At 44.2% G+C, this 17133-nt stretch carries 26 protein-coding genes and 1 tRNA gene; 17 read left to right on the top strand and 10 right to left on the bottom strand.

Features of this window, described 5'->3' with window-relative positions:
- The first annotated feature begins 138 nt into the window (after positions 1 to 138).
- From H6G69_RS11440 to H6G69_RS11430, 3 genes are all read left to right on the top strand, one after another.
- Positions 139 to 2184, top strand: a complete 2046-nt coding sequence (locus tag H6G69_RS11440) for an FAD-dependent oxidoreductase (RefSeq protein WP_190686143.1) — start codon at positions 139 to 141, stop codon at positions 2182 to 2184.
- Between the two features lie 130 nt (positions 2185 to 2314).
- A tRNA-Thr gene (locus tag H6G69_RS11435) sits at positions 2315 to 2386 on the top strand.
- Positions 2387 to 2533: 147 nt separating this feature from the next.
- Entirely contained in the window at positions 2534 to 3616 is a 1083-nt protein-coding gene (locus H6G69_RS11430; protein WP_190686140.1) for an integrase, read from the top strand.
- Between the two features lie 16 nt (positions 3617 to 3632).
- Here the strand turns inward: H6G69_RS11430 and H6G69_RS11425 are convergent, their stop codons facing one another.
- The 7 genes from H6G69_RS11425 to H6G69_RS11395 all read right to left on the bottom strand — a co-directional run bounded on the left by H6G69_RS11425 (position 3633) and on the right by H6G69_RS11395 (position 8087).
- Positions 3633 to 3965, bottom strand: a complete 333-nt coding sequence (locus tag H6G69_RS11425) for a CRISPR-associated protein Csx3 (RefSeq protein WP_190686138.1) — start codon at positions 3963 to 3965, stop codon at positions 3633 to 3635.
- Positions 3966 to 4083: 118 nt separating this feature from the next.
- Positions 4084 to 4545: a polynucleotide kinase gene (locus tag H6G69_RS11420; RefSeq protein ID WP_190686136.1), complete on the bottom strand. Its 462-nt coding sequence runs from the start codon at positions 4543 to 4545 to the stop codon at positions 4084 to 4086.
- Positions 4542 to 5450 (bottom strand): phage Gp37/Gp68 family protein, encoded by a 909-nt coding sequence (locus H6G69_RS11415; protein WP_190686134.1) that lies wholly within the window; start codon positions 5448 to 5450, stop codon positions 4542 to 4544. Before H6G69_RS11415 ends, H6G69_RS11420 begins: the two co-directional genes overlap by 4 nt.
- A complete protein-coding gene (locus H6G69_RS11410) occupies positions 5447 to 6199 on the bottom strand; it encodes a Rad52/Rad22 family DNA repair protein (RefSeq protein ID WP_190686132.1) in 753 nt (250 codons plus the stop codon). Before H6G69_RS11410 ends, H6G69_RS11415 begins: the two co-directional genes overlap by 4 nt.
- Positions 6196 to 6810, bottom strand: a complete 615-nt coding sequence (locus H6G69_RS11405; RefSeq protein WP_190686130.1) for a hypothetical protein — start codon at positions 6808 to 6810, stop codon at positions 6196 to 6198. Before H6G69_RS11405 ends, H6G69_RS11410 begins: the two co-directional genes overlap by 4 nt.
- Positions 6811 to 6890: 80 nt before the next feature.
- Positions 6891 to 7115 carry a hypothetical protein gene (locus H6G69_RS11400; RefSeq protein ID WP_190686127.1) on the bottom strand — a complete coding sequence of 75 codons (225 nt, stop codon included), beginning with the start codon at positions 7113 to 7115 and terminating at the stop codon, positions 6891 to 6893.
- Between the two features lie 111 nt (positions 7116 to 7226).
- Positions 7227 to 8087: a hypothetical protein gene (locus H6G69_RS11395; RefSeq protein ID WP_190686122.1), complete on the bottom strand. Its 861-nt coding sequence runs from the start codon at positions 8085 to 8087 to the stop codon at positions 7227 to 7229.
- Positions 8088 to 8310: 223 nt separating this feature from the next.
- Between H6G69_RS11395 and H6G69_RS11390 the strand changes: the two genes are divergently transcribed.
- A complete protein-coding gene (locus tag H6G69_RS11390; protein ID WP_190686119.1) occupies positions 8311 to 8589 on the top strand; it encodes a hypothetical protein in 279 nt (92 codons plus the stop codon).
- A 209-nt stretch (positions 8590 to 8798) separates the two neighbouring features.
- Positions 8799 to 9038 carry a hypothetical protein gene (locus tag H6G69_RS11385; protein WP_190686116.1) on the top strand — a complete coding sequence of 80 codons (240 nt, stop codon included), beginning with the start codon at positions 8799 to 8801 and terminating at the stop codon, positions 9036 to 9038.
- Between the two features lie 54 nt (positions 9039 to 9092).
- Here H6G69_RS11385 and H6G69_RS11380 read toward each other — a convergent pair whose 3' ends face one another.
- The gene (locus tag H6G69_RS11380) at positions 9093 to 9308 is read right to left on the bottom strand and encodes a hypothetical protein (protein WP_190686113.1); all 216 of its coding nucleotides are present in this window, start codon (positions 9306 to 9308) and stop codon (positions 9093 to 9095) included.
- Positions 9309 to 9397: 89 nt separating this feature from the next.
- On the opposite strand from H6G69_RS11380, the gene H6G69_RS11375 reads away from it, so the two are divergent.
- Entirely contained in the window at positions 9398 to 9613 is a 216-nt protein-coding gene (locus H6G69_RS11375; RefSeq protein ID WP_190686109.1) for a hypothetical protein, read from the top strand.
- Positions 9614 to 9706: 93 nt separating this feature from the next.
- Here the strand turns inward: H6G69_RS11375 and H6G69_RS11370 are convergent, their stop codons facing one another.
- Together H6G69_RS11370 and H6G69_RS11365 are read right to left on the bottom strand one after the other, a co-directional pair.
- Positions 9707 to 10039 (bottom strand): helix-turn-helix transcriptional regulator, encoded by a 333-nt coding sequence (locus tag H6G69_RS11370; RefSeq protein WP_190686106.1) that lies wholly within the window; start codon positions 10037 to 10039, stop codon positions 9707 to 9709.
- A 369-nt stretch (positions 10040 to 10408) separates the two neighbouring features.
- Positions 10409 to 10762, bottom strand: coding sequence for a helix-turn-helix domain-containing protein (locus H6G69_RS11365; RefSeq protein WP_190686103.1), 354 nt, complete (start codon positions 10760 to 10762; stop codon positions 10409 to 10411).
- A gap of 104 nt (positions 10763 to 10866) precedes the next feature.
- On the opposite strand from H6G69_RS11365, the gene H6G69_RS11360 reads away from it, so the two are divergent.
- From H6G69_RS11360 to H6G69_RS11310, 11 genes are all read left to right on the top strand, one after another.
- Entirely contained in the window at positions 10867 to 11091 is a 225-nt protein-coding gene (locus H6G69_RS11360) for a hypothetical protein (RefSeq protein ID WP_190686100.1), read from the top strand.
- Entirely contained in the window at positions 11060 to 11389 is a 330-nt protein-coding gene (locus H6G69_RS11355; protein ID WP_190686097.1) for a hypothetical protein, read from the top strand. Before H6G69_RS11360 ends, H6G69_RS11355 begins: the two co-directional genes overlap by 32 nt.
- A gap of 48 nt (positions 11390 to 11437) precedes the next feature.
- Positions 11438 to 12769 carry a ParB/RepB/Spo0J family partition protein gene (locus H6G69_RS11350; protein WP_190686095.1) on the top strand — a complete coding sequence of 444 codons (1332 nt, stop codon included), beginning with the start codon at positions 11438 to 11440 and terminating at the stop codon, positions 12767 to 12769.
- 1 nt (position 12770) lies between these two features.
- The gene (locus tag H6G69_RS11345) at positions 12771 to 13067 is read left to right on the top strand and encodes a hypothetical protein (RefSeq protein WP_190686092.1); all 297 of its coding nucleotides are present in this window, start codon (positions 12771 to 12773) and stop codon (positions 13065 to 13067) included.
- A 4-nt stretch (positions 13068 to 13071) separates the two neighbouring features.
- The gene (locus tag H6G69_RS11340; RefSeq protein WP_190686088.1) at positions 13072 to 13764 is read left to right on the top strand and encodes a hypothetical protein; all 693 of its coding nucleotides are present in this window, start codon (positions 13072 to 13074) and stop codon (positions 13762 to 13764) included.
- Positions 13765 to 13766: 2 nt separating this feature from the next.
- A complete protein-coding gene (locus H6G69_RS11335; protein ID WP_190686085.1) occupies positions 13767 to 14141 on the top strand; it encodes a hypothetical protein in 375 nt (124 codons plus the stop codon).
- On the top strand, positions 14107 to 14322 hold the full coding sequence (locus tag H6G69_RS11330) for a hypothetical protein (RefSeq protein WP_190686083.1): 216 nt from the start codon (positions 14107 to 14109) through the stop codon (positions 14320 to 14322). Before H6G69_RS11335 ends, H6G69_RS11330 begins: the two co-directional genes overlap by 35 nt.
- Positions 14323 to 14387: 65 nt before the next feature.
- Positions 14388 to 15872, top strand: a complete 1485-nt coding sequence (locus H6G69_RS11325; protein WP_190686079.1) for a hypothetical protein — start codon at positions 14388 to 14390, stop codon at positions 15870 to 15872.
- 180 nt (positions 15873 to 16052) lie between these two features.
- A complete protein-coding gene (locus H6G69_RS11320) occupies positions 16053 to 16442 on the top strand; it encodes a hypothetical protein (protein ID WP_190686076.1) in 390 nt (129 codons plus the stop codon).
- Positions 16443 to 16865, top strand: a complete 423-nt coding sequence (locus tag H6G69_RS11315) for a hypothetical protein (protein WP_190686073.1) — start codon at positions 16443 to 16445, stop codon at positions 16863 to 16865.
- Positions 16852 to 17043 carry a hypothetical protein gene (locus H6G69_RS11310; protein ID WP_190686071.1) on the top strand — a complete coding sequence of 64 codons (192 nt, stop codon included), beginning with the start codon at positions 16852 to 16854 and terminating at the stop codon, positions 17041 to 17043. The genes H6G69_RS11315 and H6G69_RS11310 overlap by 14 nt, the downstream gene beginning before the upstream one ends.
- Positions 17044 to 17133: the final 90 nt, after the last annotated feature.

Below are 17133 nucleotides of genomic sequence, written 5' to 3'. Positions count from 1 at the left end.
CGGTTGTTTATGTGGGCGATCGCTTCACCTTATAATCGGGGTGAAAGTTTGGGTTAACTATCTTGAGTGTCTTGTGGTGAACATTTGCCCAATGCTACCGTCTACAAGTTGGCACAAGAGTAGAAAGAGTTTCAAATCATGGAGCGCGGACACAAAGTAGCTAGTTTTCAAGCAACACTCTTCAGTCTTAGCTTAATTTCAACTTATCTCATTCCTGACTCTACTATGATTGCTGCACCACCAAGAACGCCGGATAAAACGGTTAATTGTGAGATTTTAGTAGTTGGTGGTGGATTATCAGGAGCAGCGACAGCTTACGAGGGGTTACTAGCTGGGAGAACAGTGTGTCTGACAGAAATTACCGACTGGGTAGGAGGACAAATTTCTGCGCAAGGGACATCTGCGTTAGATGAAAGACCAACTCAACGCGATCGCCAGTTCTATTCTCGTGGTTATCTAGAATTACGTAACCGAATTCAACGCCATTACGGTAAGCTAAATCCTGGTGACTGCTGGGTAAGTGACTCTTGTTTTCTACCCCACGATGCTCACACTGTTTTGTTCCAAATGTTAAAAGATGCCGAGAAAAAAGGCAAAGGCAAGTTGGCTTGGTTTCCCAACACAGTTATTAAAGAACTGAATATTAATTCTAATGGGAAAATCATCGATAGGGCGATCGCTATTCAACATCAACCAGCTAAAGGCGCACCTCCCCTCAATACCTTTCCCCTATCTGCAACCATTGAAGATAGCTATCGCTATCAAAACTCATCACGCTTCACCAAAAATATTATTCGCTTTGTTCCCAAAACTGCTAAAAAATCAACTACCAGCAACTCTCCCCACTGGTATGTTATCGATGCTAGTGAAACAGGCGAAATTGTTGCCCTAGCTGACGTTCCCTATCGCCTTGGTATTGATGGGCGTTCCTTCCTCGAACCATCTTCATCTAGCAGCAGCAACGATCCTTATTGTACTCAAGGCTTTACTTATACCTTTGCAATGGAGGCAACCAAAGAACCACAACCCCAAACAATGCCCCCATTCTATTTACAATATTCACCATATTTCAGTTATGAATTAAAGCGACTCGCAAACTTTGACTTAGTTTTTACCTATCGTCGCATTTGGAGTCCCAGACAAGGGCAAGCAACACAATTTCAGGGTGTGAGATTTAATGCAGTCACCCCAGGAGATATTTCTATGCAAAACTGGACTTGGGGGAACGACTACCGCCCTGGAAAGGCCAACGATAACCTAGTTTATACTCGCCAACAATTACAAAGCACTGGGCAGTTAAAACCAGGTGGCTGGATGGGGGGACTGCGAACAGCAACCCTACGCAAAGCCGAAGAAAATGCCCTGTCATATTATTACTGGTTAGTAGCCGGAACCACAGATTCTCAGTTAGGTAAAGGTGTTAAACAACCAAGAACTAACAACAGATTATTAACTGGGCTAAAATCCCCAATGGGGACAGTACATGGCTTGTCAAAATATCCCTATATGCGAGAAGCCCGGCGGATAATTGGCCGTCCCAGTTGGGGACAACCCCAAGGCTTTACTATTTGGGAAGTTGATATTTCTCGCCGCAACTACAACGATGAGTATTATCGCAAAACACTGACACCAGATATGTATCGCCAGTTAAAAGCAACATTGGCTGGGTTAGAAGCAGCCTCGGTGATTTCTGGGCAAGTTGCGCCAGATAAAGCATTACGTCGCAGTCGTTCGACAATTTACCCGGATGCTGTGGGTATTGGTCACTATGCCATTGACTTTCACCCTTGCATGGTTCAAAGTCCACCAGAAACACCCGGTAATAAAGAACGCCCAGGAGAACGGCGCGGTGCGGGACAAGCCTATCCTTTCCAAATTGCACTGCGGGCAATGATTCCCCAAAAAATTGACAATTTAATAGTCGGTGGTAAAAGTATTGCTACTAGCCATATTGCTGCTGCTGCCTATCGGGTACACTCCTTTGAATGGTCTTCTGGTGCAGCTGCGGGAACTGTGGCGGCTTTTGCCCTCAAAAATAATGTTGCCCCCTACCAATTAGTAGATGATTTGCCAAAACCAGAACCGCAACTCCAAGCTTTTAAACGCTTGTTACAACAAAATGGCAACCCAACTGCCTTTCCTGACACTTCAATTTTTAATCAAAACTGGGAAGATTGGCGCTAAAGACAGGGTGTAAGGGTCTTGCCATTCCCTATTCCCTATTCCCATCACTAATTTTTTGCCAAACCTCTAGACAAATATTTTGCTTATGCTAAAATAATAAATCGGTGAGTGCAAAGAGCGCGGTCACCTTGCCAGCATAGCACAGTGGTAGTGCATCCGACTTGTAATCGGAAGGTCGCAGGTTCAAATCCAGCTGCTGGCTTTTACAATAAATCAATACTTTCAAGAGCCGGAGCCAATTCCGGCTTTTTTGCTTATTGCGACTGTTGCGATTTAGCATAATAACACTGTGCTAAATTACCTCAAATTATGCTCAAATACAGAAGTGTTTTAGCGCAAGATTAGCACAGTGAAATGGACTATCGAGGCGGTTAACGATCGCCTAAAAGCTGGCAAGATTGGGGTGAAGGTTGAGGCCCGTGGCGATCGCCTCTCATTACGGGCCACATTTCCGCCTAAGCCAGGGAGTGGCAAAGATAAACCATACCAGCAATATTTACCTTTGGGCATCTACGCCAACCCCGCTGGACTGCAACGGGCAGAAGCTGAGGCCAAGATTGTGGGCGGACTACTAGCGCAAGGTGAATTTGACTGGGGGCGGTATCTGGGAGAAGAGAAGGAACCCGCCCAAAATTGCGCTTATTGGATCGAGAAATTCAAGCAAGAGTACTTTGCTTCCAAGGGTGATGATATGACCAAGCAACAGACATGGAAGCGACATTACGAAGCTTGCTTTAATAAGTTGCCATTGAGTGAAAATTTAACGCCTGAAATTTTAATTGCCATAGCTGTATCAACCCCTGCCAATACCTGGACGCGGCGGACGATGTGCCAGAAGCTTGAGCAACTCGCCAAGTTCGCTAAAGTGAAGGTGGACTTGAAAAAATATCAAGGCGAGTATTCCAGCAGCAAGCAGATAATTCGCCAGCTACCTTCAGATTCGGAAATTGTAGCGGTAAGGGATGCGATCGCTCATCCTGAATGGCAATGGGCATTTAGTGTAATTGCTTGCTTTGGCTGTCGGCCCCATGAAATATTTTTTGCCACTGTTAGTCCTCAGTATCCTTGCACCTGCACAATTGACGATGGCAAGACTGGAGTTAGAATTGCATTTCCACTACCACCTGAATGGGCGACTGATTGGCAGTTATGGGAAAATAAAAAGCCCTCCAAGGTGAATGTGGAGGGTAGAACCTGGAAGGATTTAGGAAATACAGTTTATAAGGCTTTAAAACGCTACGGCGTGGATTTCCCGACTTATGATTTACGCCACGCCTGGGCGATTCGCGCTGCTACTAAATATAAAATCCCGACTGCTGTCGCTGCCCAGTGGATGGGGCATTCCCCCTTAATTCATCTTCGAGAGTATCAACGACACATTACGCAAGGCGATCATCGGGAGATATTTGAACGGTTTACTCAGGGTTCTTGAAAAATTTTTCAACAAGTTAAATAATTATCGGCTCATCACTCAACACCAGACCCAATTTATATCCTGGGTCATGGCTGATGCTGACCACATAGCCGCTTAATTTAGGATCGAAAACCGCAATTGCCCCGTACAAGTGAGCGACCTTGTGAGCGATGTGATAGGCGATAGGAAGAGATTGAGAGCCGTTGATTTTGAGCAAACGTCCTGCCATTGACTCGTCTTCGATTAATCGTGGAAGTCTTTCGCCAACATACTTGACCAATTCTTCGTTAGTGGCGGTTACTCCCTCTAGAAAGCCAACTTCTAGGCGTTGGCAGTTTTTGTCATGAATGAGTTCGAGTTTATACATGGTTTTTCTCCAAAGTTGTCTAATTATATTTGTGGCTGGAAGCCTGCGTTTCCAAGCTTAATAAGGCAAATCATCAATGCCCAATTCTTCCTCTTGGGGCAACGAATTCCACCAATCACTAGCCCACATACAAAACTTGATGCTCTGGTTTTCTATACCCCAAGCCATTCTCAATTGCGGCTAAAAGCATTCCTGCCCCTGGCTTGCGGAAAGAACCGCGATATTTCGCACCCCACCCTAAATGAATTGGAGAACTTACCTCTTCTGATTTGAGAGTAGAAAGCCAACAGAATAGCCCTTCGTAATCTGGACAGAAATATATGCACCATATTTGGGGGCAAAGTTTCAAGGTTTGGTATTGCTCTTGAATAGCATCTTCAAGCTGCTTGTGTCCGGCTGCCACCCCGCCCTGGTTAGTTGCGCCAACAATAATCCAGTCTTGAGCTTTGTAGTGCGCGATCGCTCTTTGTGCTTCTGGAATAACTTCTTGGTCGAGTGGGTCGTCGATGAACTTGCTTCGCGCCGATTTGGGGCGGCGCACAGTCCCATCCATATCTAAAATTAATAGTTTTGTTTTCATAGTTTTGGAAATTGCCTGATTTGTAAATCCTCTGGAAAATCAGTGATTACCCCACCCTTCTTATCGCTTATTTTGTAAGGATACTTCTCGCCGCATTTCAGATAAAATGGACGGCTCCCCAACTGCTTTACAAACGCAGGAACCTCAGCATCTTGACATTGACGGGCAAGCGATCGCATCCAAGCAAGGTTGCAAGGACGCGCACCACTGCCAGATTCCCCGCCAACCACGACCCAGCTAATTTCTTCGGAAATATTCTCCCATTCGTAATTATCGCTAATTAGCCTCTGAATCATTCCTGCTTCACGTAAGTCAATCTCGCCCAGTAATGGCTCAACGCTTAACCATCGAATAACTGCGGGGATTTGTAGAAGTAAAGGGATGCGCTTATTAGCCATCGCCTGATTCTCTACTGTTGTGCCAATCCAAACATTTTTGAGAGGCAATTTAACTACGGGATGTTCTCTGTAGTAAGGCGCTCTATCTGCCCTCAAAATTTCATAGGCTTGGTAATCAATACAAGCAAATCGGTTTTCGCTGGTGAAGTATTCCAGCGCACGTTCTGGCCTTTTTGTAAGGATTTGAAAAGTATGCTGAGGGCAAATAGCAGCTACAGCCATCACCTTATCAATCCACTCGTCAGGCACATTCTCGTGGAATAAATCGCTCATTGAGCAGACGAAAATTTTCTTAGGTTTCTTCCAACTCAATGGCTTGAGCAGTTGGTTTTTCACAAACTCTACAGTTCCATCCCAGTCTTTCACTTTTTGATATTGGGGAAACTGTTGAAGTCTCGCGGATGCGGCGGCGGTGGCTGCATAACATTTTGAGCAGCCAGGGCTTATGCGCGAGCAACCGACTATTGGATTCCAGGTTTCATCCGTCCATTGGATATTGGTGGTCATTTAATCACCTCCACACGACTAGACCTTAAATACTCCAAAAACTCTTGCAGTTGCTTATCGCTTAACTGAGAACGGGATTTCACCCCAAACAATTCAGACAAAGCACTTTTAGCTTGCTCAAGGGAGATACCCTTGCGGTTCATCACCGATTCAATCTCAGCGTTGAGTAATTTACGATCTGGTGTCCCTGCAAGCGTTGGCAATATTCCGGCTTCTTTTTTGGCAGGCATCTGTGGACGCGGCTGCATCATTCCAGTGGCGATTTTGTATTGCTTGATAAGCAACTGCAACTCTCGATTCATGTCATCAGACAGATGGTGTCTATTGTCCCAGAGGTACTTGATAGTGAACTCCTGGTCATCTAAATAGCGTCCTACACCCCAAGCTTCAGCTGCATTCTTGATCGATTCTGCCGCTAATCTGTCAGCCGCAGAACCGCGAGTCATTTCTTTGCCCTTGGCACTTGTTAACGAGATTGGGACAGATGCGATCGCCTCTTTTCTTACCCCTAAAATTGTGATACCACAGCGACAAATAGCATCGTTGTTCATGTATTGAATCTCAGAGTGATCTATTAGCCATTCGGGGGCTACTTCATCAAGGCGATCGCGTATCACTTGCCAAGGCAAAAACACCCATTTTTTATCGGTTCCTGGTAGCTCTCTAACTTCATGAAGTTTGGCAGAGAGGGGCTTTTTAAGCTCGGCTTGAATGCGGCATAGTTCTTCTCTGATTTCTGGAGTGATCATGAGTGCTTCTCCATATCTTCAATACAAAGTCTGTCAACGCAGTCCATCGCCTCACTCAGATAATTTCGTGCATCGCCTAAGTGAGTTTTCATTTCTGGATCGCCTGACTTTTCGCACAACTGCTTCCACGACTGCGATTCTGAAATCGCCTTAATATCTGCATAGCAGCGATCAAGGGTGTCTTGAATATTTTTGATTTGTTCCTCAATTGGAATGGATGAATGCTGTGGCTCTACTGACGCTTTGATTTCTCCTAAAGCAATCAACAAGCGATTAATCAAATTATTGGAACATTCCGCAAAAAGACACTCCGCAGCAAAATTTGATTTACCTTTATCAACTCTCCATCTAATTTCGTCGTATTTAGTTATTTTGAAGTAGTAACCCATGTAACCGAATCGAGCATGAACCGATTGAGTTTTACTGCCTATAATTTCAATACCAAGTGCTTGCTGTAATTCAGATGAAATCACCTGATCAAAATTTGCCTTAAAAACGGATATTGACTTATCTATCAACTTTTTTTCTTCAGCCAATTTTGCTTCTTCCTCAGCTTTCAATTCGGCTTGGTACTTACCGTAAGCGTTATCAATTAATTTTTCTAAGTCCATAATTCACTTTTGTTACTATTAGCTAATGCTCTTAAAGAGTTTAAGGGAATATTGGGAGGGAAAACCCTCCCTTTTGTTTACTAGCTTACTGAGCAGCCATCACGCCTGCCGCCGCCTCGACAATCTTTAATCCGTGTCCCGGTTCCTTTGCCCGTTTCTGGGTTGCCATTATTGGGTGGAACATAGTCGTCATTATTGCTGCTGTTGATAAAAATGTGTGCTTTATCTCTGGCATTGATTTCAAAATGGGCTAACCCACCAATCAAAGCTGTTTGCAGAATTAAGGAAAGTGCAATATATTTCATGTTATTCATCTCATGTAGTGGTGAATAGCGATCGCTTCAGATGTCCAGTCCAGGGCGATCGCTTTGAACAAGGTAATCATCCGCAAGGTGCGGAAGTCTAAAACTTGTGGTTTAAGCTGCTACCAATTGATTGAGAACTTGCCAATCACTATCAGTCAGTTCATCAAACGGCTTATCAAGCAGCATTTCTCTTTCTTGTGGCAGTGCGGTGTGGATTGCGATCGCTAATTTCACCGCCTCAATATGTTTGTCTCTAAATCCTTCTTGCTCATGTCGATGTTCGTAGTGAGGACAGGTGCAAGAATTGATTGCTAAGTTCACCTCATACCGTTTTGTTTCTTGCCCTGGTTTGTGGCTGTACACTGCATAAACTTCTGGCTCGTCAGTGGCGTAAATTTCAAAGGATGGGTCTTCTTTAGGGGCCAGCCTCGCAACTGCTAACAACGACTCTTTCACAGCAATACCGAAATCAACGAGCAGAATATCGCCTGTCAAATTAGTTTTGTAGCCATTATTGACCGCAGCTATACGAACTACAGTCCCATTTACGTTTGCTTCCCACAAACCACCGTGAACTGTCGAGCCAACTTTTTCAAAAACGATCGCCTGACTTCCTGTATCTTCTTTTGGTGTCGGCGATACATCACGCAGTCCACGTTCACAGCCTAGTCGGTAGCAAGGGTCACTTGATTGCATCCCTAAACCAGCAATAGCATCTTGATAACCTTGGCAGTTGTTTTTCATGCGCTGTTGCTCAGGTGCAATGGCTTCGGCTTGAGCTTCGATGTATTGCTCTAATTCTTGTTGCGCTAGAGGTTGAACTTGAGCCACTAAATGTGGTTGCTTGGCGAGTATGTCGTTGATGCAATCTTCGTTACTGCGGCGGTGTGCAATACAAAGTTTGTCGCAAATCTCGTGTAACTGAGTTCTTGAAAAATTTTTCAGGATGTCGCGGGTGTAAATCTGTTGCATAATTAGTTAAACCTTTTGGTTGAGGCGATCGCTTTAGTTTTCCAGACTCAGGAGCGATCGCTTTTTGATTGGATGAATCTACTTTAACTTTGTTTGTTTACCACGTCAACCATGTTAACCAATACGCTACCATAGTCCTAGTTAGTGGTGCTATGCTCGTGTTAACCAAGTGGGTTAACACTGTGGGTTAACTCAGTCGGTCAAACCAAAAAGGTCAATTAGCATGAACATAGAAGAAAAGGCAGATAAAAGACTGGCCGCCAGAGTAACGCAAACTTTAAAAGATAAATTCAACGACAAGGCCAAAGAACTAGGGTTAAACGAATCAGATGCGCTGGTCGCTTTAGCCGAAAAATTTATTAATGGGCAAATTACAGTTGAGCCAAAGAATGGAGGCGATCGTTTTTATCGGCTGGAGACTCAGATAGATGAGTTGAGACGAGAGCTTGCAAGCCTTAAAGAATCGCGGCAGGGGGAGTTAACAGTCTCAGGGAGCAGATAAATTTCCTGAGACACAAACTTAGCCAGATTATCCAAATAGCCAAAGAAGACCCGCCTCAACCTCCCAGTTAGGCGGGTTTATTGTTTTATTCCCTTGCTTGGTAAACTAGGAAAACATGGTAAACTAACTGTAAGCGATCGCATTGGGGCAACTCAGAGGCGATCGCGTTCAAATACCAAGCTGTCCCCACATACTAGAAACATTGTTTTATGCGAAATTATCCTGACCCAGATCCCGCTTGGGACTATTACGCCATTTATCAACAAGCCACTCAAGCCCACGCCAAACTTGAACAACTATTGCAATACTTTGCCTCTCCAGAGTGCGAGAATGCCACTCCAGAAGCAGACAAACAAATTATTCAACTATTAGGCCACGCACGGCAAGCAATTGAAGAAGCAGAATCTATAAGCTCAATCCTTCCGCACCTTTTTGGAGATGGAAATTAAAAAGCGATGCCGTAAAAGCAGCATCGCAAACAGAACCTTGAAAACTAAATATTTTTACTTGTAACAGTCCTCAGTGTTTTTGTATCCCTTCTCGGACTCACAAGCAGCGATTTGGGCTTGCCTTGCTGCATCGTCAAACTGTCTTGTTAAGGGAGTGTTGAGGACATTCTCGTTGATGTAAACACAAAAACCAATGACAACTGGAATCAAAATTAATGCAAACAGAAGAGTATTGTTTTTCTTCTGCTCTGGGGGCTGTTCATTACTCATTTGACACACCACTGCGATTCTATTACTAGAGAACCCAAAACCAACCAGCAGATCGCAGCTTTATGAAAAATTTTTCATAAATCAAAATCATGAAAATTCGAGACAGATTAAACAGACTCGCCAAAGAGTTCTATGCCCAAATGGGCTATGTAGCCCGTGAAGGATTCGACTTTTCTGCCTCCCAGCATCCCCAAGAGCTAATGTGTTATCGCATGGCGGAAATCGCTTACGAGGAATTTATGGGCGACAGGCCTGATTATGCCGAAGATGAGGACGAAGAGGACATGAAAAATCGCCGCCATTGAGTGAATTTTTCTCTAATTCCTACGAGAAGCACTATGGCGATAGAAAAAGTAAGCGAAGAGTGAACACAACATCATGAAAAATTTTTCATGAACTCAATTCAAACCAATATTGTCTATCAACAACTTAGCTAGTCTTCGACGCTCATCATCATTCAACTGCAAAGCCAATCGCAGTACATCCTCTGCTACTTTTGGCACGTACTTAATCTGTTGACCGTTGAGATAAGCGTACAGTTGCTCTACGTTCATGTTTGCGGCGATCGCAATCTTTTGCAAATTCCGTGTAGAAGGCAAATTATCGCCCTCTAACCAATTTTGCACGGTTTTGAGGCTCACTCCCAAATCCCGCGCAAAATTCCTTAAACTGCGTTGCCCTTGCAAATCGCTGATTAAGGTTGTCAGTCTTCCTTTGGCCGCCGCGTCCATCAACAGTCAACATAAATTCCCTTCCAATCATACGGAAATAGGGATGTATTATTTTTGACTATCTATATATACAATGGCGACTACTTTCATATACACAGATCATCTGTGGTCTATCTATTGCGCGTTTTTCCGTGATTAACCCTTTTTTAAAATAAGTGAGTTACTACGGCTTTTTTTCTAAAATGCACACCAGCTTCCGATCTCTTTTAGCCCAAATTAAAGTTACAGCCCTCTCAGAATTTACCTCTGGTTTAATATCTGATTTGGAAGCCGAGGGCTTCACCTTTCATGATTTCTTGCTTGCTCTAGCTGAGTGGTCAGAATCCAATCCCAATTGGCAAGGTTCCGCCTACTATCTAGAGCAAGCTGCTAATCCTCCGCAATCTCAACCCCAGCATGAATCGCCATCTGAGCAACCAACAACTGAATGAGCCGGAATTGTTCAGCTTTGTCTAGTCTGGATGCGATCGCCATTACATCTTCAGCTTTTTTAGGTTCTGGTAATGTTTCTGTGTCAACTCCCGTAATCTCTGCGATTAACTGGAGTAAATTTTTGCCTGTAGCATCCGCGATCGCTTTCAAATTATCAAGGCTAGGCTCACTATCGGCCAATTCCCAATTTCTTAGAGTCCCAGGATTTACGCCCAAATCTCTAGCAAATCTTCCCTGGCTCCTATCCCCTCTAGCTTCCCGAATTATTTGAGCCAGTTTTTTCCTGTCCATTGAAAAGTGCAAATTCTACTTGTAAAAATTTTGCACTTTATTGTCATCAACGGATACGTGGTATACACTTATTAACAGACTGATGAAGTTCAGTTACTAAAGTAATGACTAAAACTACTACAAGAAGTCTACGACTGCCAAACGAGCTTGACCAAAAGTTACAGGAAGAATCAGAAAGAACGGGCATCCCCATGACCGGAATAATTCTTGCTGCTATTCAAAGCTGGCTCAATCACGACAACATAACCTATTCAATGAAAATGCCTAGCGGACAAATTATTCACATAACAGCGACAGATGGAAAGATTGATCAGCGAAAGTCAGCTTAAAGAGATTATTGAACCGCTAGTTCGGCAAATTCTTGCCGAAATGCTAGGGATGCAATCTACCAACCAACCAACCCGCCAGTGGTACGACACAGACCAGGCATATTCGCTGCTGGGACTTGATTATCCAGATCAATTGCGCGATTTAGTACGAAGCGGAATTTTGCGGATTGGAATTGAAGTGCGCGATGTGAGAAGTCCCAACTCTCAGATCCCGCGCTATCAATTCCACATTGAAAAGTGCGATAAACAGCTTCTCATTGCGCCAGAGAAGCGAAAAATAAGTAAAAAAATTGCGTAGTCCGCCAAGACCGCGCAATAAAAATTAATTCTTTTCAAGAACCCGATTATGCCACAAAACTTAATTTCTCGAAACCCCTACGAGATAGAGATTCCAGCACATTTAAACTTTGACGAGGGCGAAGTAGCGAAAGTTATAGACAGCTACAACGCTGATGGCAGTATTCCCGACATAACAGTTACTGAGGAAGGGCTGCTAATTGATGGGATAAATGCCCTAGAAGCAGCCAAAAGGCTAGGACAAGACTTAATTGTTGCAACTGTGTCCAAAGCCACCACTGAAGAGAAAATTGATATTCAGTGGATACCAATCGAACTACTTGACCCGCACCCAATCAACGTTCAAATATACGGCGAAAATGAGGACGTACAAGACTTAGCCGAATCCATTGCCACCCACGGACTACAAGAAACTTTTACAGTAACTCCCAAAAATGATGGTAGATTCACCATCATTCACGGACACAGAAGGCGGCTGGCTTGCCTCAAAGCTGGATTAACAAAAGTGCCAGCGAAAGTGAAAAATTTTTCAACAAGTGAAGATGCGATCGCTGCGTTACTCTCAGGCAACGAATACCGCGAAAAAAGCATCGAGCAGAAGGCCAGAGAATACCTAGCTTGGGAAGAACTTGAAAAGCAAAAAGCCAAATCTCGCCAAGGCCGCCCAGGTGAGGGCCAAGGAACAACCCGCGACATCATCGCCAAGCGCGTAGGGTTAGGAAGTGGGGTGAATGCAGAACACGCGGTAACTGCACTCAAAGCAATGGATGAAGCCAAAGACCCTGTGAAGCGATCGCAATTAAAAATGGCTCTTTCCAAACCGCGAGGTGTGGATGCGGCTTATAAACTCGTCAAGCCAACCCAACCTACTCAGAAGCCACAACAGCGATGGATACCCAAAGAAGGTGACAAGGTTCGCATCCTCAAAGGACAATATCAAGACAAACTGGCGACAGTGACAGTCGTGTTATCGATGTGCGCTCTTTGCCATGTTGAGGGCAATCCAGAAGCCAAGCGCGATCAAATTTCCTTCACCGAGATGGAGCTAGTTGAGCCAGTTGAGGAAGTCAAGCCAGTCACTTCCGTTAAGCAAGAAAACAAGCAGCAGCAAAAAGATTTGGGGCTTGGCAATCGTAATCAAGTTTTGCCAGAGGTGAAGCGTAACATTGGCAATGCACCAACTGAACAGATGCAATCGAGTGCTGTTAATCTCACGGTAGCGGGTGATGGCTTGGTGGCGGAAGTTGCGATCGCCCTCACCCGCCTCACGCCAAAGCAGATGGGTGAAGTATTCGCCAAGATTGAGGATGATTTATCAACGCAGCAGTTAGAGGCAATTTGGCAAGCCCTACACAATCACTTCGCACACAAGGCAGCTTGATATGAGCTATTGGAGAGACAAGGCAAGTGAAGCGATTTCTCAAGTTATTGCCAACGCGGTGGCTGAAGGAATAAATCTCGAAAATTTATCCGAAGCCCAAAAACGCGATTTAAGAGCAAGCATAGATGCTTCATACCCATTCGGCTTGCGAAAAAATCATCCCTACCAAATGTGGCTAGATGAGCGGCGCAAGGCTTTCTACAGATACGGATTGGCCCAGATGCCAGCACCGAATAGAAAGCCAGCGATCGGTTGTGACAGCACAGTACCAGGACAATTACAGCTATTTGATTTATAGAGCAATGAACAGAGAAGAATTAGGAATAATTGTTCGCCGCGTTTGGGTGCGCTGGGCGAAGAAGCAGGAAAATCCCAAAGCAAGCTGGCTTATTAGTTGGGACGAACTTGAGGAGCATTACAAGGAAGTAGATCGCCAAATCGGAGAATCAGTGCAAAAAGCGGTTCTTGAACAATTCAAAGGTCAACTGGTCAGCTTTGAAGAAGACGGCGTTAGGGTTTTGGGCGATTCTAACCAAATCCCATCACTACTCAAACTAATTGACAAACACCAACCTGATTACAGTTTTGAACGCCCCCATATCCTCAACTTATCTTGGTCTGTACAAACAGCCATCGACGGTTACAGAAATTCAGAAACTAGGGCTTTATCCAAGCTCAAATCCTTCAAAGAGGATGTTTTGACTTACTTGAGAGCGATCGCATTGATGGCGACGATAGTTGGCAATGCTGCGACTCATGCAGAAAAAGCAGCAAGACTGCGCGGGTTGATTGAGTTGATTGAATCATCAATCCAAACCATTAGAAATGAGCAAGAAAAGTTCATTTTCAACCACTGGGACAAACCCGATTTATTCAAATCTGATTACCCACTCAGGCGTTACATAGAGCGGATTCGAGAACTGGAAGTTGAGAATAAAAAACTCAAAGGCGAGCCATTGTCAGCCGAGGATGAGGAATATGGGGGGATGTTTTAGACATGAGCAACCAAACATTAGCCGCAATAATTCGCAGAATCTCGGGCTTGGGAAGCGAAATTTATTTAGCAGCAGAAGATATTGACGAATCCCTAGAAGACCAAGAACGAGAGGTTTTTGAGCCAATCTCAGCAGGCTTGTTGTCTGCTGCTGGTGAAATTGAATCATCACTAAATACCTTCAAAACCACTTTTGGAGAAATACCGATTAACGGTGAATTCGTAACCACTGGTTACGGGGTATGGAGGAAATTGAGTGATACTGACGCAATTTGCCGCGTCCGCAAAGTTATCCAGTCCGACACATTTACACCCGACACAGTAGTTTTCACAAATAAGCAACATGAAAACACAATTAACAACCATACAAGCGACTGACGCACCGCCTGAATATTACGACTTACTAGCATTGGTATTGGAGATGAAGGTAACAGTAGGTGCAGTTGCCAGCTTCATCACAACCAGAGAATCAGCCAGCCCAATGGCGGACAACTGGATAAAAGAGCGGCTCGAATATACCAAGCTTTGCATTGATGCTGCGAATCAGAAGATTTCTTGAAATGCAAAAGGCATCTCCCGACAAGATGCCTTTGATAAATATCTGATTGAATACTTCTAATAATTATGACACAAATAAACATACCGCGCCCCACTAGAAACGAAAAAGGTAAAATTGTTGGCGAATTTTACCCGCTACAGAAGGCTGAATTACTAGCACTAAGAAAAAGCCGATATATTTCCAGCACTGCATACGTGCATCTGGCATTACGCTACGAAAACCCTTGGTGTGATGGCGAAATAGAAATTGATGCAGATCGCTTTTGTAAAGAGTGGGATGTATCGCGTAGCCGATTTTATGGAGCAATTTCCAGGCTTGAAACTGACAACATTATCATCACAAGCAAGGGTAAGTTTTTTTTGCTGTGGTCAGATCCCAATTCTGGGACAGATTCCCAATTCTGGGACGAAAATCCCAACTTTGGGAATGAAGTCCCAGAATTGGGACAAGATTCCCAAAGTTGGGAAAATAATCCCAAAGTTGGGAATGACCAACCGCCAGAAACTTTAACTGACAAGGCTTTCAAAAAGGACGAAACACAGACTTATAAGACTACTCCAGATTTAATTCAGACTTTCTCAGATGGCGAAAGTCAAAAACAAGATGATGTGGATGCCACTGAAAGTCAACGGACTACGTTGTTAAATCAAAAGGATTCCTTGCAAACAAACAAACCTACTCGTAATGACCCGTTTTACGCCCGTCGCCCCAAGCCCCAAGAAATTGAATGGGATTGGGTTCCTGAAGGTGAATGGAAGGTTGATGGCAAACTAGATGCAAATTTTGTAGATTGGCACGCTAGACGCTGGATGCAGAAATACGGCGCGATTGATATTCACGAAGCTAGGAAGAACGTCAGGGCCTACTATCGTAATGATCCGCGTCGATTAGCTGATGATTGGCAGGAATATCATGAAGCTACATTGCATAAGGCCACAAATATCGCCCTTCGCCAATCCAATGGGATAAATGTCCCAGAGCAAGAAAAAACAGCAATTCTCAAACATCAAGCAGCGTTACACCCATCAGATAAATCTGTAGTGCGATCGCAATATGAAGAAGTCAAACAATATGTCCCCTCTGTAGATCCTGAAAAACTTTTCATAAACTCCCAATCAACTATCCCAATGATTGCTGCTGAGAAAGAAATTGATTGGGATGCTCTTGAGCAACAGACAGAAGAATGGGAAAAAACACAGATTGATATTCCTGTTGATGAATCAGGTTTCACAGAGAATGGTGAAGCCTACAAGAATAACGTGAGGACAGAAGACAGAGATTTCTGGGCTAATCTGCACAAACCTAAATCCGACAGTGTTCAGCCCGTAATTACATCCACATCAATAACGGAATTGGTAGCCGCTAAATCAATGCCTACTTGGGACAGGCAAAAGGAGAAAGAGCAAAAAAGGGCGCAAACCAGGGTTGAGTATTGGAACAATTTGCTAGCAACTGGAATGCCATCTGTTATGGCAGAAGCGGAACGCCAAGCAACGAACGCTGGCTACATAATCGTTGATAACCAAGTTGTAAGGACGGAGTCTGAATAAATATGAAAAATTTAATCCTTCATCAACTTAAACCCATCCCTTGGAGTTCAGAGACAGCCATTGTTCTCCATCTCAATACTGACAATTACCTGCGAGTTGTAAGTGGCAGACTCATCAAGATAAACCGACAAACACAATCAATGATTGGCTCAAGATTCAGACTGCAAAACGGAGATAGTTTTGGCTACTACTACTTGTACGCCTGCATTGCCGAGTACGGATTTTTTACAAGCAAAATATGAAAGCCATAGGAATAAAAAAATGGAGTTAGATATCGGTGAATATCAATATTTGCGGATGTGCGCCTTTTTTGAATTTAGCCGCAAGATGATGGAATCTTGTGAACCCATTCAAAAGCAAATCAACGAAGCCTTGAGCGGCGGCGATTGGGAAAAAGCCGCAGCATTAGAACAAGAACGTGCTGGCATTGCTGCTCAATTATTCTGGGAGCGAGTTAGGTCAGAAGATATTATCCGGTGGCTGGAGTTGGATTCCCTGTTACGGAGAGAAGGACGCAGTTATCCAGATGTTTTTGAAAGGTTGTCTATGCCTGAAGGAGTGAATATCTAAATGTTCACCAAGAAAGTCAAAATACCACTTCGCAGTTTTTATTGCGAACTCAAACATCGACCACCCGGCGACGATGGGAGCAATGAAGAGCTGATTGAGGTTTTGGAGCTATACGTTCCTCGCCTGCGTAACAGCGATATGGAAAAGCAATGGGCCTTCGGGCGGCTGTGGGTTCTTCTAGAGAAACCAGAATATCAAAATCGCAACATCAACCAAGCCTTCATTTTCACCGCCCAAGCTGGCGAACTGCTGATGAGACTCGAAAATCAGCCCTTCGAGGATGAACCTAGCCGCAAGCTTAACCCACCTGATGAAAAACTTTTCAGGAAGTGGCAGCTTGTAGTGGAGAAGCGATTTAAAGAGCTTTATGGGATAAGTATTGAGCAGTGGAAGGCACAGGAGGAAGGCAATGATTCACCCTGATAAACTCACCACTACGCAACGCGAAGAAATCATCAAAGACATTGTGACAATCTTGGCGCACTATGACGGTTACACGTTAGGACAAGAATTAGAATTGTCGCCCGATGACCCCAATGTGGTTAAGTGGAAGCAAACCGCGCAGTCTATTTTTGATGCAGTTGTGGAGGTGATCGTATGACCACAACAGCACCCAACCTCGGCAGAGTATTCAACGGCACAGCCAGGACTGCTACAGATGAAGACATCGCCATTCTCGCCCCTGGGGACT

Origin of the sequence: Nostoc sp. FACHB-110 (assembly GCF_014697425.1) — a bacterium.
GTDB lineage: Bacteria > Cyanobacteriota > Cyanobacteriia > Cyanobacteriales > Nostocaceae > Nostoc_B.
The sequence above is the reverse complement of the archived record's forward strand: the minus strand, read 5'-3'. Positions and strand labels throughout refer to the sequence as shown.